The sequence below is a fragment of the Streptomyces sp. NBC_00986 genome, assembly GCF_045162565.1.
In the GTDB taxonomy this organism is placed as follows: Bacteria; Actinomycetota; Actinomycetes; order Streptomycetales; family Streptomycetaceae; genus Streptomyces.
In genome coordinates this window covers 13,927-30,763 of record NZ_CP108733.1, presented here as the reverse complement: position 1 = coordinate 30,763, position 16,837 = coordinate 13,927, and the positions used below count along the sequence as shown (strand labels likewise).

Below are 16,837 nucleotides of genomic sequence, written 5' to 3'. Positions count from 1 at the left end.
CGGGGCCTACGCCGCCGCGCGTGCGGTCAGTTCCCTGCGGTCGACCTTCCGGTTGGAGTTCAGCGGGAAGGCCTCCACGTGCTCGTAGCGGCGCGGCAGTAGTCCGCTGGGCAGGGACTGGCCCAGTTCCCGCGCCAGCTGGGCCGGCGGAACAGGCGCACCGGTGTAGAAGACCACGAGTTCCAGGCCTCCCTCGGGTGCGGGCCTGGTCACCGTGACCGCGTCCACCACTCCCGCGCAGGCCCGCACCGCCGCGTCGACCTCTGCGAGCTCCACCCGCCAGCCCTGCACCTGGACCTGTGCGTCGAGCCGCCCCAGGTAGGCGAGTTCACCGTTCTCCAGCCGCCGCACCCGGTCACCGGTGCGGTACCAGATGCGCTCGTCGTGGTGCAGGAACCGGCCCTCGCCGTCCGAGGGCTCCAAGTACCCGGCCGCCATCTGCGGGCCCGTGATGCACAACTCGCCCTCGACGTCGGAGAGTTGGCCCGTCTCCGTGAGCAGGACGTGGGAGTGGCCCGGATGCACCGTGCCGATCGGAACGATCCCGTTGACCGAGAGCCGCGCGGAACGCTCCGGCTCCCAGCGGTGCCCGGTGACCGTGATGGTCAGCTCCGTCGGGCCGTAGAGGTTCTCCACCACCGATCCGGGCGCCGCCGCCTGCCAGTCCGCAGTGTCCCCGCACAGCAGCGCCTCGCCGGCGAAGAAACTCCAGCGCAGCGAGGACAGCGAACCGGGGGTGAGGCCGCCCCGCCGGCGGGTGACGGCGATGCCGCTCGGGGTGGAGAACCACACCGTCATCCGCCGCTCGGCGACGAACGCCGGCAGGTCCAGATAGGCGCGCGCGGGAACGGCGTGCACCGAAGCGCCGGCGCCCCAGGCGCAGAACAGGTCGAACATGTGGCAGTCGAAGTTGACCTCGGTGGCCTGCGAGAAGACGTCGTCCGGTACGAAATCGTAGCGCCGGTCCGCGTGCCGGAAGTAGGAGTCCAGGCTCGCATGACTGATCGGAACGCCCTTCGGGCGGCCTGTCGAGCCCGAGGTGAACAGCAGATAGGCCCTACCCCGGCCGCCGTTGGTGCGCGGCGCGGTGAGTGCCTCACCGGGACGCACCCGGATGGCGCGGTGCCCGCTCAGCTGCGCGCCGCCGCTCGCCGGTGCGAGCACGGGAAGATCCAGACCGGTCTCCTGCAGTGCGGCGAGCCCCGGCCGGTCCGCGATCACCGCGGACACGCCGGCGTCCCGCAGCATCCGCCGGGTGCGCGACGAGGGGAAACCGGCGTGCAGCGGCACGGCCGTCGCCCCTGCGTACAGTGCTGCGAGGATCCCGGCGTAGCTCACGACGCCCTTGGCGGTCAGCACGGCGACGGCCGTCGGCTGTTCGGGCCCCGACAGCAGCGCACCCGCCCAGCTCAGGGCCAGTTCGTGCAGCTCCTCGTAGGTGAGCACGTCCGGGCCGACGTGCAGCGCGGTGCGCCGCGGATGAGCGGCGAGCGAGCGCAGGAAACGCTCGTGCAGTACGGGCGGATCAAGACTCTCGGTCACGGTCACTCCAGTGCGTGAGGCTGAATAAGGGGCTGATAAGGGTGGTACGTCGCCGCGCGCCGCCGCCAGGATTGGCAGCGCCCTAGAACGTTTTTGGTGGTTCTCCGAGATTCGGGGGTAGTCATGTGGGACGAGAAATTTGAAAAGGTGCTCCGCACACACCTGTCGTTCCTTCTGGACGGTGAGGAGCTGGGCCCGGAGATGGGCCTGAGGGACCTTGGACTCGATTCGATGGGAGCCGTCGAGCTCCTTGCCGATCTGGAAGTCGAATACGCCGTGAAGTTCCTTGACGACGCACTCGACATGGAGAACTTCGAAACCCCCCGAAAGCTGTGGGAAACGCTTTCCAGGTCGCGTGGAGCGGGCGTCTGCCCCGTCACCGGACTCACCGCCTGACCCGCTGCCGGACGGCCCGCCGCCGCGCCGCAGCGCCCCTTTCACCCGCCCGCGGGGAAGGGGCGCTGCGGCGTGCCGGCGGGCCGTCCGGCCGTGCCCCGCGGTCCGCATCAGGCCACGGCCGCCTGCCGACGGGGCAGCAGCGCCGTCTTCGGCTTCAGCGCCACGACGTCGAACCGCCGGGCGCAACGCACCCTGCCCCACAGCCCGTCCGGGCCCGAGACGTACAGCCGGCTCACCCCCAGCCCGCGCAGAGTGGCCAGCGCCGTCGGCCAGTGCACCGGCCTGACGATCCCGTCGAGGAGCAGCGTGCGCACCTGCTCGCCCGTGCGCAGCACCGAGCCGTCATGGTCGGAGACGACCGGTACGACAGGGTCCGTGAAGCTCAGCTCGGCGAACAGACCGCGTTCGAACCGCTCCCGCAGCCTGCCGAAGGCGGGGGAGTGCATGGGCGGGCGCATCGTGTACAGCGGCAGGCCCCCCAGGGCGCGCACCCGCTGCTGCAGCCACTCGAGCCGGCGCTCACGCACCGACAGCATGTAGAAGTCGTCGTCCACATGGCACGCGATCTCGTGCCACTCGCCGGCCTCCTCCAGCTCCGCGCGGATCGTCGCGAGCCGCTCGGGCGGGGTGCGGGCGAACGACTGGGTCACGACGTCGCCGTACTCCTCCGCGAAGTACGCCTCCAGGCCGTGCCCCCAGCGGGCGGTCAGCCACACCGCGTCGGCGAACGACAGGGCCCCGGAGTGCACAGCCGCGGGCGTGCCGCCGAAGCTCGGCCCCACGACCGCGTCGGCGCGAGCGCCGTACTCCTCCTCGGCCCAGCGGGCCAGCGCCAGGCAGTTGACCAGGAAGGCAACTCTGGCGGCCTCCGTGAAATCACTCTCCGAATTCCGGAACCGATCCAGAAGCGAGTAACCCAGCGTCTCGTCCGCCGCCGCCACCAATTCCCGGGCGCAGGGGTTGATGAGCATGAACTTTCCCACGTCCGAAAATCGGGACGGTGTGATTCCGGGAAAGACAATCGCATCGAGTTCATGGTCTATGGTCATGCCCGAAGTTTCCCGCCGGGTGTCGCGGCCCAAGTACCCCTACGGCCCCCTAACCCGGCGGCCCCGTTCCCCGGCGTCGTTCCGGTCGGCCTTGTAGTGCTGTGACGCCGGTGTTAGAGAATGGATTCGGTATTCGGCCGCCCGTGGCTGTGCGGCAAATTGGTCCAGGAAGGAAATTCCGGTGGCTTTGAATGGGCGGGCACCTCGCGCGCATGAATCGGTCGACAATCTCTATTGGTTCATGCTGGCGGCCGCACGGTCGGCACCCGATACGACGGCCGTGCTGGAGCGCGCCCCCGACGGCGGCCTGCGCGCCGTCACGTACCGGGACCTCGACGACCTGGTCCAGCGCTACGCCGCCGCCCTCGAGGAACTCGGACTCGACGTCGGCGAGCGGGTCGTCCTGGAGTCCGACACCTCCGCCGAGGCCATCGCCCTGCTGCTCGCATGTTCTCTGCTCGGCCTGGCCTTCATACCGGTGAGCCCGCAGACCTCCACCCCGCGCCTGCTCACCGTCGCCGAATCGGCCGAGCCCGCCCTGCACCTGCAGACCGTCACCGGCGGCCGCACCGGCCTGCCCGCAAGCCTCGGCACGGCACGCTTCGGACCCGACGGAATCGCGGTGGAGCAGCCGGTGACGCGCCACGGCCGGCTGCGCCGCGAAGTCACCGCGACCGACACCGCGTACATCATCTTCACCTCGGGAACCACCGGACGCCCCAAGGGCGTGGTGATGAGCCACCGTTCGGTCGTCGCCTTCTTCCGGGCGATCCTGCGCCGCGGACTGGTCACCGCCGACGACCGGATCGCCAGCACCTCACCCCTCCAGTTCGACTTCGCCCTCTTCGACATCGGCCTGGCCCTGGGCAGCGGGGCCACCCTGGTACCCGTTCCCAGGCCGGTGCTCAACTGGCCCCGCCGACTGGTGAACTTCCTCGACGACACCGGCGCCACCAGGGTCGACGGCGTGCCCTCCATCTGGCGCCCGGTGCTGCGCCACGAGCCCGAGGCCCTCGCCGGGCTCGACCGGCTGCGCGGGGTGCTGTTCGCCGGCGAGGACTTCCCACTGCCCGAACTGCGCGCTCTGCAACGCCTGCTGCCCCGGGTCCGAGCCGTCAACGGATACGGCGCCACCGAGTCGATGGCGTGTTCCTTCACCGACGTGCCGCACCCCCTCCCCGACGACCTGGAACGTCTGTCGATCGGCACCGCGCTACCCGGCAGCGAGGCGATCCTGCTCGACGAACACCGCAACCCCGTCGACAAGGCCGGCGTCATCGGCGAGATCTTCCTGCGCAGCCCCTCACTCTTCAGCGGCTACTGGGGCGACCCGGAGGCCACCGCCGCCACGCTCGTGCCCGACCCCCTCCAGCCGTACTCGGGACAATCGGTGCTGCGCACCGGGGATCTCGCCTACCGGGGCGAGGACGGTGAGATGTACTTCTGCGGCCGCGTCGACTCGCAGGTGCAAGTGCGTGGCAACCGGGTCGAACTCGCCGAGATCGAGAGGCGGTTGCTCAGCCATCCGGCGGTCGCGGCGGCCGTCGTGCAGCTGCTGCCCGTGCAGGGAGGGGACCCGCAGCTGACCGCGTTCATCGTGCCGGGCCCCGCCCCGGCACCCGGCGACGCCGGTGCGGACGAAAGCGCCCTCGACAAGAAACAGCTGCGCGCCTTCTGCGCGCAGACGCTGCCCGACTACATGGTGCCGCAGGAGATCCGCGTCATCGACGACATTCCGGTCACCGAGCACGGCAAGGTGGACCGCTCGCTCCTCGCGGCACGTGCAGCCGCCGGACGGACAACTGGAGTACAGGGATGAGTGAGTCCTGGAACACCGCGCAGACCGCCGGCGACGCCCTCGGCCGCCGCCTTGCCGCTCTGCCCGTCACCGCGCAGACCGACACGCTGCTCGACCTCGTCCTCACCCTCGCCGCCGAAGCCCTGCACACTGCAGGCCGGGACGCCGACGGCCTGCAGGACCCGGCGGCACCCCGGCCCCCCGCCGACCCGGTGGGCACCCTCGGAGCGCAACGCCCGTTCCTCTCGGCGGGCCTGGACTCGCTCTGCCTGGTCGACCTGCACGCCCGGCTCGTCGCGGCGACCGGCCTGGAACTCCCGGTCACCGTCGGTTTCGACCATCCCACGCCCGCTGAACTCGCCGCCCACCTGCACACCCTGCTGCTCGGCGGGGCCGCACAGCCGGCAGTACCGGAAGTCACCGTGCGAGCCGCAGCCACCGACGCCGACGACCCGGTCGTCGTCGTCGGCATCGGCTGCCGCTACCCCGGCGGCGTACGCTCCGCCGCCGACCTGTGGCAGCTCATCGCCGACGGCACCCACGTCATCACCGGCTTCCCCACCGACCGGGGCTGGGACCTGGAGGCGCTCTACGACCCCGACCCCGCCGCCCACGGCTCCAGCTACCTGCGGCACGGCGGATTCCTGCCGGACGCCGCCGAGTTCGACGCCGACTTCTTCGAGATCGGCCCGAAGGAAGCCGCAGCCATGGACCCCCAGCAGCGGCTGCTGCTGGAGACCTGCTGGGAAGCCCTCGAACACGCCGGCATCGACCCGGCCCCCCTGCGCGGCAGCAGGGCGGGCGTCTTCATCGGCGTCGAGCCGCACGAGTACGGTCCGCGGGCCCACCAGGCGCCCGAAGGATACGACGGTTACCTGATGGCCGGCACCGCCCCGAGCATCGTCTCGGGCCGGGTCGCCTACACCCTCGGTCTCGAAGGCCCCGCCCTCACCGTCGACACGGCTTGCTCCGGCTCACTGGTCGCGACCCACCTGGCCGTGCACTCGCTGCGCCGCGGCGAGTGCACGCTCGCGCTGGCCGGCGGTGTCACGGTCATCTCCAGCCCCAGCACGTTCACCACGTTCAGCCGGCAGCGGGGACTGGCCGCGGACGGCCGCTGCAAGGCATTCGCCGCCACGGCCGACGGCACCAACTTCGCCGAGGGAGCGGGCGTTCTGGTCCTTGAACGGCTCTCCGACGCCCGCCGCAACGGGCACCGCGTCCTTGCCGTCCTGAAGGGCTCCGCCATCAACCAGGACGGCGCCAGCAACGGCCTGACCGCCCCCAGCGGCCCGGCGCAGCAACGCGTGATCCGGCAGGCGCTCGCCGAGGCCGGGCTCAACCCTGAGGACATCGACGCCGTCGAGGCCCACGGCACCGGCACCAGGCTCGGTGACCCCATCGAGGCGCAGTCGCTGCTGGCGACCTACGGACGGCAACGCCACGCGGAACGGCCGCTGCGGCTGGGGTCGGTCAAGTCGAACATCGGACACACCGGGGCGGCGGCAGGTGTCGCCGGCACGATCAAGATGATCGAGGCGATGCGCCACGGAGTGCTGCCCAGGACACTGCACGTCGACCGGCCCTCGCCCTACATCGACTGGTCGTCGGGAGCCGTAGAGCTGCTGACCGAATCCGTCTCCTGGCCGCAGGACGGCGACCGGCCGCGCCGCGCAGGCATCTCCTCCTTCGGTGTCAGCGGCACCAACGCCCACCTCATCGTCGAGCAGCCCGCACCGCAGGACACCGAGGGCGACCACGCCCCCGGCACCGACGGCCGCCCCGTTCCGGTGGTGCTGTCCGCGAAGAGCGAACCTGCCCTGCGTGCCCAGGCCGACCGACTGCGCGCCCTCGTCGAGGCCGACACCACGCTGACCGCCGCCGACGTCGGCGGGGCGACCGCCACCACCCGGGCCGCCCTCGCCCGCCGTGCCGCCGTGGTCGCGGCCGACCGTGCCGAACTGCTGAAGGGCCTGACCGCCCTCGGCGAGGGCCGCCCCGCCCCCGCCACCGTCCACGCGATGGCCTCCCCGGGCCGCCTGGCCTACCTGTTCACGGGCCAGGGAGCGCAACGGATCGGCATGGGCCGTGAGCTCTACGAGGCGTTCCCGGTGTTCGCCCGGGCCTTCGACGAGGCTCTCGGCTTCCTGGACATCCAGCTGGAAGTGCCGCTGCGTGAGGTGGTCTGGGGCGCCGACCAGGACCGGCTGGATCGCACCGAATACGCCCAGCCCGCACTGTTCGCGGTCGAGGTGGCGCTGTTCCGGCTGCTGGAGTCGTGGGGAGTCAGGCCGCAGTACGTCACCGGGCATTCGGTGGGCGAGCTGGCCGCCGCGCATGTGGCCGGGGCGCTGTCGCTGGAGGACGCCGCGCTGCTGGTGGCGGCGCGAGGCCGTTTGATGCAGAGGCTGCCGGCGGGCGGGGTCATGGTGGCGGTGGAGGCCACCGAGGACGAAGTCGTCCCGCTGCTTGCGGGTGCGGTGTCGATCGCGGCGGTGAACGGCCCCTCGGCGGTGGTGATTTCGGGAGCCGAAGCCGAGGTGGAACGACTGGCCGTCCACTTCCGCGACCAGGGCCGCCGGACGAAACGGCTGGCGGTCAGCCACGCCTTCCACTCGCCGCTGATGGAACCCGTGCTCGAGGAGTTCGGCCTGCTGGCCGACGCCATGACCCATGCGGTGCCGGTGATCCCGATCGTCTCCAACGTCACCGGTGAGCCCGTCGTCCCCGACGCGGCCTACTGGGTGCGCCACATCCGCGAGGCAGTGCGGTTCGCCGACGGCATCCGCTGGCTGGAGTCCCAGGGAGTACGGACCTTCCTGGAGCTGGGACCCGACGCGGTGCTCACCGCGATGGGCGCGCAGAACCCGCACGCCCCGGACACCGACATCGCCTTCGCCCCCGTCCTGCGGGCCGGCCACGACGAGGAGCGCGAACTCGTCACCGCCCTGGCCACCGCCCACACCCGGGGCGTGGCGGCCGACTGGCAGACGTTCTTCGCCGAACGCGCCACCCGTCGCGTCGACCTGCCCACGTACGCCTTCCAGCGCCGCCGCCACTGGCTCGACGCCACCACACCCACCGACCCGGCAGCCCTGGGCCTGACCGGCGCGGACCACCCCCTCCTCGGCGCGGCAGTGGCCCCCGCCGGCACCGACACCTTCGTCCTCACAGGACGCCTCTCGACCCGCACCCAGCCCTGGCTCGCCGACCACGTCATCGCCGGCCACGTCCTGGTACCCGGCACGGCCTTCGTCGAACTGGCCGTCCGCGCAGCCGACGAGGCCGCCTGCCCCACCGTCCGCGAACTCACCCTCGAAGCCCCTCTCGCGCTGCCTGAAGGCGGCGACCTCATGGTGCAGGCCGTCGTCGGCCCCGCAGACGACACCGGCCACCGGAGCATCGAACTCCACGCACGCGCAAGCACCGAGGAACCCTGGACCCGGCATGCCAGCGGCCTCCTCGCCCCCGGCCCGGCACCCGCAGCTCCCACCGCCGCCGACCCGCAGGCCTGGCCGCCGCCCGGCGCCCAGCCGGTGGACATCACCGGCCTGTACGAGGAACAGGCCGCCCAGGGCTACGAGTTCGGCCCCTCCTTCCAGAACCTGAGGACCGTATGGCGGCACGGCGACGACATCCTCGCCGAGGCCGCCACCGACCCGGCTCTCACCGCGGAGGCCGGCCGTTACGGGCTGCACCCGGCGCTGCTCGACTCCGCCCTGCAGGCCCTCGCCCACGCCACCGACCAGACCTCCGACGACCGGCCCAGGCTGCCGTTCTCCTGGACCGGCTTCACCCTCCACGCCCGGGGAGCGTCCACCGTCCGCGTCCGCATCCGGCGCACCGGCCCGGACACGGTCACCGCACAGCTCACCGACCCCGCCGGAGAGCCCGTCGCCCAGCTCGAATCCGTCGTGACCCGGCCGGCCCCCACCGACCTGCCGAGCACGGCCCGGCCCGCGAACCACGGCACGCTCCTGCACGTGACCTGGCCCGAGACAGCCGCTGCAGCGGTGCCCGACACCGCCTCCTGGGCACTGCTCGATCCCGACGCGCCAGGACCGGACACGCTCGGCCCCGGCGTCACCGTGCACCCCGGACTCGACGCGCTCGCCGCCGAGATCGCCGCGGGCCTGCCACAGCCCGAGTCCGTCATCGCCCCGTGCACCCCCACCGCCGGCGCCGGTCCGGACAGCGCCCGGGAGACCACCGCCCGCACGCTCCGACTGCTGCAGGACTGGCTCGCCGACGACCGGTTCACCGCATCCCGGCTCGTCCTGGTGACCTGCGGCGCCGTCGCCGTGGCCCCGGACGAGACCCCGGACCTGCCCACAGCTGCGCTGTGGGGGCTGCTGCGCGCCGCACAGGCGGAACACCCCGGCCGCCTCGTCGTCGTCGACGTCGACGACACACACACCTCCGTGCCCGCCCTGCGCACCGCACCCCTGACCACAGAACCCCAACTCGCCATCCGCACCGGCACCTTCAGGGTGCCTCGGCTCGCAGCGGTCCCGGCCCTCCAACGCCCGCAGGACACCTCCGCCACGGAGCAGACCCCTCACAGCCCCTGGTCCGGCCCCGGCACCGTCCTCATCACCGGCGGCACCGGCGGCCTCGGCGGACTCCTCGCCCGACACCTGGCGACCCGGCACGGCGTACGGCGGCTGCTCCTGGTCAGCCGCCGCGGCCCCGACGCCCCCGGAGCCGCGGAACTCCTCGCGGAACTGGGCGAGTCGGGAGCCACGGCCGAAGCCGTCGCCTGCGACGTCACCGACCGGTCCGCCCTGAGCCGACTGCTCGAAGGCCGCACCCTGTCCGCGGTCGTCCATGCGGCAGGCGCCGTCGACGACGCCCTGGTCGGCGACCTCACCGCACAGCACCTCGACACCGTCTTCGCCCCGAAGGCCGAGGCGGCCTGGCACCTGCACGAGCTCACCGCCGGCCTGGACCTCTCGGCGTTCGTACTGTTCTCCTCCGGAGCCGGCACCCTCGACGCCCCCGGCCAGGCCAACTACGCGGCCGCCAACGCCTTCCTGGACGCCCTGGCCCAGCACCGGCGGGCCACGGGCCTGCCCGCCCTCTCCCTCGCCTGGGGACTGTGGGGCGGCAACGCGGGCATGGGCAGCAGGCTGGACGAGGCGACCCTGCGCCGCACCGACCGCTCGGGCCTGGTCACACTGTCCGCCGACGACAACCTCGCCCTGTTCGACCTGGCCTGCGGCAACGAACCCGGCACCCTGGCTCCGACCGTCCTGCCCCTGCGGATCGACAAGGCCGTCCTGCGCGCCCGCGGCGACATACAGCCGCTCCTGCGCACGCTGGTCCCCCCACCCGTCCGGCGCGCCGCCGGCTCCGGGATCCCGGCCGCGGCGGGCGGAGCGCTGGCCCAACGGCTCGCCGCCACCCCGGCCGCCGACCACGAACGCCTCGTCCTCGAGATCGTCCGCGACCAGGCCGCCCACGTCCTTGGCCACGACGGCGCCCAGGCGATCGATCCCCGCCGCGCGTTCACCGAGATCGGCTTCGACTCGCTCGCCGCGGTCGAGTTCCGCAACGGTCTCGGTACCGCCACGGGCCTGCGCCTGCCCGCCACGGTGACCTTCGACTACCCGACCCCCCGCGAACTGGCCGCCTTCGTCCTCACCAAGGCCCTGCCCTCGGACATCATCGCTTCCTCGACAGCCGAAGCGGCTGTGCTCCGGGAGGACGAGCCGGTGGCGATCGTGGGGATGAGTTGCCGTTTCCCTGGGGGTGTGGAGTCTCCGGAGGACTTGTGGCGGCTGGTGGCCGAGGGCCGGGACGGTATCGGGGAGTTCCCGGCGGACCGGGGCTGGGATGTCGAGGGTCTGTACGACCCCGAGCCGGGCACCCCCGGCAAGACGTACGTCAAGGAGGGCGGATTCCTCTACGGCGCCGCCGACTTCGACGCCGGCTTCTTCGGGATCGGCCCCCGCGAGGCCACCGCCATGGACCCGCAGCACCGGCTCCTGCTCGAAGCCTCCTGGGAGGCCATGGAACGCGCGGGCATCGACCCGGACTCCCTGCGCGGCAGCCGGACCGGCGTTTTCGCCGGAGTGATGTATCACGACTGGACCGTCCGGCTCGTCCAGGCGGCCGAGGACGTCACCGGCTACCACGGCACCGGAAGCGCCGGCAGCATGGCCTCCGGACGCCTGGCGTACACCTTCGGCCTTGAGGGTCCGGCGGTGACGGTGGACACGGCGTGCTCGTCGTCCCTGGTCGCCCTGCACCTGGCGGCGCAGGCGCTGCGGCGTGGTGAGTGCTCCATGGCCCTGGCCGGCGGCGTCACCGTCATGGCCACGTCCAAGACCTTCGTCGACTTCAGCGCACAGCGCGGCCTCGCCGCCGACGGCCGCTCCAAGGCGTTCTCGGCCTCCGCCGACGGCACCAGCTGGAGTGAGGGTGTCGGCATGCTGCTGGTGGAGCGGTTGTCGGACGCGCAGCGGCTGGGGCACAGGGTGCTGGCGGTTGTTCGTGGTTCGGCGGTCAATCAGGACGGTGCGAGCAATGGGTTGACGGCTCCGAATGGTCCGGCGCAGCAGCGGGTGATCCGGCAGGCGTTGGCGGACGCGGGTCTGTCGGCGGCGGACGTGGATGCGGTGGAGGCGCACGGTACGGGTACCAGGCTGGGTGATCCGATCGAGGCGCAGGCGCTTTTGGCGACGTACGGGCAGGGGCGTGCGGAGGAACAGCCGTTGTGGCTGGGTTCGCTGAAGTCGAACATCGGGCACACCCAGGCGGCTGCCGGTGTGGCGGGGATCATCAAGATGGTCGAGGCGATGCGGCATGGGGTGTTGCCGCGGACGCTGCATGTGGATGAGCCGACGCCGCAGGTCGACTGGGACGAGGGCGCGGTCGAACTGCTCACCGAGGCACAGCCCTGGCCGGAGGTGGGGCGTCCGCGCCGGGCCGGGATCTCCTCGTTCGGCGTGAGCGGCACGAATGCGCATGTGATCGTGGAGCAGGCCCCGGAACAGCCGGCCGAGCCGGAGAACCTTCCCCCGCTGCCGGTGGTGCCGTGGGTGGTGTCGGGTGTGTCGCAGGACGCGGTCCGTGCGCAGGCGGTCCGGCTGTCGGAGTTCGTGGCGGAGCGGCCTGAACTGGTCACTGTGGATGTGGGGTTGACGCTGGGGACAGGGCGGGCCGGGCTGGAGCGGCGTGCGGTGGTGGTCGGTGCGGACCGGGACGAGTTGCTGCGGGGTCTGGACGCGCTGGCGGGTGGTCAGGCGCCGGTGACGGCGCGTTCGGCCGGATCGACGGCGTTCCTGTTCACCGGTCAGGGTGCCCAACGCCTGGGGATGGGCCTGGAGCTGTACGCGTCGTTCCCGGTGTTCGCGCGATCCCTCGACGAGGTGTTCGACTGCTTCGACGGGCTGGTCGACGGGTCGTTGCGTGAGGTGATGTGGGGCGGGGACCAGGACCGCCTGGATCGCACCGAGTTTGCGCAGCCGGCGTTGTTCGCTGTTGAGGTGGCGTTGTTCCGGCTGCTGGAGTCGTGGGGTGTCACACCCGATTATGTGGCGGGTCATTCGGTGGGTGAGCTGGCGGCGGCGCATGTGGCCGGGGTGTTGTCACTGGCGGATGCTGCCCAACTGGTCGCGGCGCGGGGCCGGTTGATGCAGGAGCTTGCGGCGGGCGGTGTGATGGTGGCGGTGGAGGCCACCGAGGACGAGGTCGTTCCGTTGCTGGACGGACAGGTGTCGGTTGCCGCGGTGAACGGGCCGCGTGCGGTGGTGGTTTCCGGTACTGAGGCGGATGTGGACCGTTTGGTGGCCCGTTTCGAGGGTCGTCGGACGAAGCGGTTGGCGGTCAGTCATGCGTTCCATTCGCCGTTGATGGAGCCGATGCTGGACGAGTTCGCCGCCGTGGCGGGCGGGCTGACGTATGGCAGTCCGGTGATCCCGTTGGTGTCGAACGTGACGGGTGGGCCGGTGGTTCCGGATGCGGCGTACTGGGTGCGCCACGTCCGTGAGGCGGTGCGGTTCGCGGACGGAATCGGCTGGCTGGAGTCCCAGGGGGTGGGGACTTTCCTGGAGTTGGGTCCGGACGGTGTGCTGTCGGCGATGGCTCCGGAGACCGGGTGTGTTCCGGTGCTGCGCAAGGACCGCGACGAGGCCAGGACGCTGATCGATGCTCTGGGCCGGATCTGGGCGCGGGGTGTGGAGGTGGACTGGGCGGCGTTCTTCGCACCGTGCGGGGCCCGCCGGGTGGATCTGCCGACCTATGCCTTCCAGCATCAGCGGTACTGGCTGGAGACTTCGGAGCAGGTCGCCGATGTGGCCTCGGCCGGTCTGCACGCGCCGGGTCATCCGCTGCTGGGTGCGGTGGTCGGTCCGGCGGGCAGCGACACCGTGGTGCTGACGGGTCGTCTGTCGACTGCTGCGCAGCCCTGGCTTGCGGATCATGTTGTGGGCGGCAGTGTGCTGTTCCCGGGGACCGGCTTTGTCGAGCTGGCGGTCCGGGCGGGGGACGAGGTCGGTTGCCCGGTGGTGGAGGAGCTGACGCTGGCGGCTCCGCTGGTGCTGCTGTCGGATGTGCCGGTGCAGGTTCAGGTTGTGGTGGGGGCGGCGGACGGTGTGGGCCGTCGTGCGGTCACTGTGCATGCCCGCCCGCAGTCGGGCGGTGGATGGACCACACACGCCACCGGCACCCTGGCATCCTCCGCCGAGGAGCCGTCCTACGACCTGAGCGTCTGGCCACCGGCGGGTGCCGAGCCCGTTGACACCACAGGCATGTACGACCACCTGGCCGCCCGAGGCTACGGCTACGGGCCGGTGTTCCAGGGGCTGCGGGCGGCCTGGCAGCGGGGCGAGGAGGTCTTCGCCGAGGTCGCCCTGCCCGAGCAGGCGGCGGGTGAGGCCGACCGGTTCGGTCTGCACCCCGCCCTCCTCGACGCCGCCCTGCATGCGGAGGCCCTGTTGGACGACAGTGGCCAGGCGCTGCTGCCGTACTCCTGGGGCGGTGTCAGTCTGCACGCGGCGGGCGCCACGGCGCTGCGCGTGCGGATCCGCCGCCTGCGCGGTGCGGAGGTCTCCTCGCTCGACGTGGCCGACGGGGCCGGGCGGCCGGTGGCGACCGTGCGTTCGCTGGTCGGCCGTCCACTGACAGGTGTACGGCAGAACGCGGACGCCACGTTCACCGACTCACTGTTCCGGCTGGCGTGGGAACCGCTCCCGCAGCCGCTCCCCGAGCCCCGGCAGGACGCCGGCCCGGTCATCGGCCTCGGAGCGCGGATCGCTTCCCTGCCGTCCTACCCCGACCTGCCCGCGCTCACCGCCGCCATCGAAGCGGGTACGACACCCGCACCCACGGCGCTGGTGCTGCCGTGCCGGACCGAGTCCGGCGACGACGTGCCGCGGAGGCTGCGCACCGCCACGGGGTACGTGCTGGACGTCATGCGGGCATGGCTGGCCGACGAGCGCTTCGCCGGCTCCCGCCTCGTGGTGCTCACCCGGGGGGCGGTCGCCCTCGACGGCGAGGACGTGACGGATCTCGCAGGCGCCGCGCTGCGCGGTCTCGTCCGGTCCGCGCAGGCGGAGAACCCCGGCCGGATCGTCCTGGTGGACGCCGACGCCGACAGCGTTGCCGGGACGGACGACCCGTTCGTGGCACGGCTCCAGCAGCTGCTGGAGACAGGCGAACCCCAACTGGCCGTACGCGCATCCGCCGCCTACCTCGCCCGGCTGCGCACCGCTGCCTCGGACACCGCGCTGGTACCCCCGCACGACAGTGCGCACTGGCTGCTGGAGGCCACCGGCGGCGGAACTGTGGACGACCTGGCTCTGGTAGCCGTGCCGGAGCCGCAGACCGGTCCGGCCGCCGGACAGGTGCGGGTCGCCGTGCGGGCCGCCGGCGTCAACTTCCGGGACGTCCTGGTCACCCTCGGGATGTATCCCGGTGGAGGCCGGCTCGGCGGCGAGGGCGCCGGTGTCGTGCTCGAAGTGGGTTCCGGAGTGGAGGAGTTCAAGCCCGGCGACCGCGTGATGGGCATCTTCACCAACGCGTTCGGGCCACAGGGGGAGACAGACCATCGGATGCTCGCCCGAGTGCCGCGGGACTGGACGTTCGAGCAGGCGGCCACCGTGCCCCTGGTCTTTCTGACCGCGTGGTACGGCCTGGTGGACCTGGCCCGTACCCGCCCCGGCGACCGGGTCCTGATCCACGCGGCGGCCGGCGGCGTGGGCATGGCTGCCGTGCAGGTGGCCCGGCACCTGGGCGCGGACGTCTTCGGCACCGCCTCGCCCGGGAAATGGGACACTCTCGCCACGCTGGGGCTGGACCGCTCCCGGATCGCCGGCTCCCGCACGCTGGACTTCGCCGACGCCTTCCGCCAGACCACCGGCGGGCAGGGCATGGACGTCGTACTGAACTCGCTGGCCCGGGAATTCGTGGACGCCTCGCTCTCCCTGCTCGCCCCCGGCGGGCGGTTCATCGAGATGGGCAAGACGGACCTGCGCGACCCGGCCGAGGTCGCCGCCCGGCACAACGGCGTGTCCTATCAGGCCTACGACGTGATCGACGCGGGCCCGGACCGTATCCACGAGATGCTGGCCGAACTGATGACGCTGTTCGACAGTGGTGCCCTGCGCCCTCTGCCGGTCACCGCCTGGGACGTACGACGGGCCCGTGAGGCCTTCAGGCACCTCAGCCAGGCACGCCACACCGGCAAGCTGGCCCTGACCGTCCCGCGCCGCCCGGACCCCGAGGGCACGGTCCTCGTCACCGGTGGCACCGGAGCCCTGGGCCGACTCGTCGCCCGCCACCTCGTCACCCGGCACGGCGTGCGCCACCTGCTGCTGCTGAGCAGGCGCGGCGCCGCGGCGGAGGGCATGGCGGAACTGGCCGCGGAGTTGGAGGAGTCGGGTGCCGTCGTGTCCGTCGAGGCTTGTGACGCGGCCGACCGGGAAGCTCTGGCGGCGGTCCTCGCGAAGATTCCCGCCGACCATCCGCTGACCGCGGTCGTGCACACCGCCGGCGTGCTCGACGACGCCGTCCTCGCGTCGCTCACCCCCGAGCGCCTGAACACCGTACTGGCGCCGAAGGCGGACGCCGCATGGCATCTGCACGAGCTGACCCGCGACGCCGACCTGGCCGCCTTCGTCCTGTTCTCCTCCGCGGCGGGGCTTGTCGAGGGCGCCGGACAGGGCAACTACGCGGCCGCCAACGCCTTCCTGGACGCCCTGGCCCAGCACCGGCGGGCCTCGGGCCTGCCGGCCCAGTCCCTCGCCTGGGGGCTGTGGGCCGGCGCCGGCATGGGCGGCGGACTCGACGAGACCGACCTGCGCCGCATGGAACGAGCGGGCGCGCGGGCGCTGACCGGGGAACAGGGCCTGGCGCTGCTGGACGCGGCCCTGGGGCACGACACGGCCGTACTCGTACCGCTCCCGCTCGACCTGGCCGTCCTGAGCGAACAGGAGGAGCTCCCGCACCTCTACCAGGGTCTGGTACGCCGCCGCCCCCGCCGCGCCGCGGCCCGGGCAGCACAGCCCGCCGAGGAGCAGAGCCTGGCCGGCCGGCTCACCGCGCTGCCCGCCGACCAGCGGAGCCGCTTCCTCCTCGACCTGGTCCGCGAGCACGCGGCCGCCGTCATCGGGCACAAGGGGGCCGACGCCATCGGTGCCGAGCGGGCCTTCCGGGACATCGGCTTCGACTCGCTCACCACCATCGAACTGCGCAACCGGCTCGGCACGGCGACCGGCCTGCGGCTGCCCGCGACCCTCGTCTTCGACTACCCGGACCCGCAGACCCTGGCCGCTTTCCTGCTCGGCGAACTGGCCTTGGACACCGCCCCCGTACCGGTCGACGACGAGGCGTCGGTGCGCGAGCTGATGCTCCGCGTGCCGCTGGCACGGTTGCGCGAAGCCGGACTGCTCGACGCCCTCCTCGAACTCGCAGCAGGCGAGGAGAGCGGCGGCGACGGCCCGCCGTCGCCGGACACGGAGCCGGAGCGGTCGGCCGAGGACATCAAGGACATGGACGTCGCGGACCTGCTGCGCATGGCCACACGCTCGACCTCCGGCGGCTGACG

General features: G+C 72.3%; 5 protein-coding genes. 3 read left to right on the top strand and 2 right to left on the bottom strand.

What is annotated here, in order from left to right; all coding sequences use genetic code 11:
• Positions 1-6: 6 nt before the first annotated feature.
• A complete protein-coding gene (locus OG504_RS00085) occupies positions 7-1,542 on the bottom strand; it encodes an AMP-binding protein (RefSeq protein ID WP_405987763.1) in 1,536 nt (511 codons plus the stop codon).
• A gap of 123 nt (positions 1,543-1,665) precedes the next feature.
• Between OG504_RS00085 and OG504_RS00080 the strand changes: the two genes are divergently transcribed.
• Positions 1,666-1,938: an acyl carrier protein gene (locus tag OG504_RS00080; RefSeq protein ID WP_405987762.1), complete on the top strand. Its 273-nt coding sequence runs from the start codon at positions 1,666-1,668 to the stop codon at positions 1,936-1,938.
• Between the two features lie 110 nt (positions 1,939-2,048).
• On the opposite strand, the gene OG504_RS00075 is transcribed toward OG504_RS00080, so the two are convergent.
• Positions 2,049-2,912 carry an ACP S-malonyltransferase gene (locus tag OG504_RS00075; protein ID WP_405987761.1) on the bottom strand — a complete coding sequence of 288 codons (864 nt, stop codon included), beginning with the start codon at positions 2,910-2,912 and terminating at the stop codon, positions 2,049-2,051.
• A gap of 319 nt (positions 2,913-3,231) precedes the next feature.
• On the opposite strand from OG504_RS00075, the gene OG504_RS00070 reads away from it, so the two are divergent.
• Positions 3,232-4,809, top strand: coding sequence for an AMP-binding protein (locus tag OG504_RS00070; protein ID WP_405987760.1), 1,578 nt, complete (start codon positions 3,232-3,234; stop codon positions 4,807-4,809).
• Positions 4,806-16,835 (top strand): SDR family NAD(P)-dependent oxidoreductase, encoded by a 12,030-nt coding sequence (locus tag OG504_RS00065; protein WP_405987759.1) that lies wholly within the window; start codon positions 4,806-4,808, stop codon positions 16,833-16,835. The genes OG504_RS00070 and OG504_RS00065 overlap by 4 nt, the downstream gene beginning before the upstream one ends.
• Positions 16,836-16,837: the final 2 nt, after the last annotated feature.

Coding starts and splice junctions, on each gene's coding strand:
- OG504_RS00080 (WP_405987762.1), top strand. CDS start 1,666: ATGTGGGACGAGAAATTTGAAAAGGTGCTCCGCACACACCTGTCGTTC.
- OG504_RS00075 (WP_405987761.1), bottom strand. CDS start 2,912: ATGCTCATCAACCCCTGCGCCCGGGAATTGGTGGCGGCGGCGGACGAG.
- OG504_RS00070 (WP_405987760.1), top strand. CDS start 3,232: ATGCTGGCGGCCGCACGGTCGGCACCCGATACGACGGCCGTGCTGGAG.
- OG504_RS00065 (WP_405987759.1), top strand. CDS start 4,806: ATGAGTGAGTCCTGGAACACCGCGCAGACCGCCGGCGACGCCCTCGGC.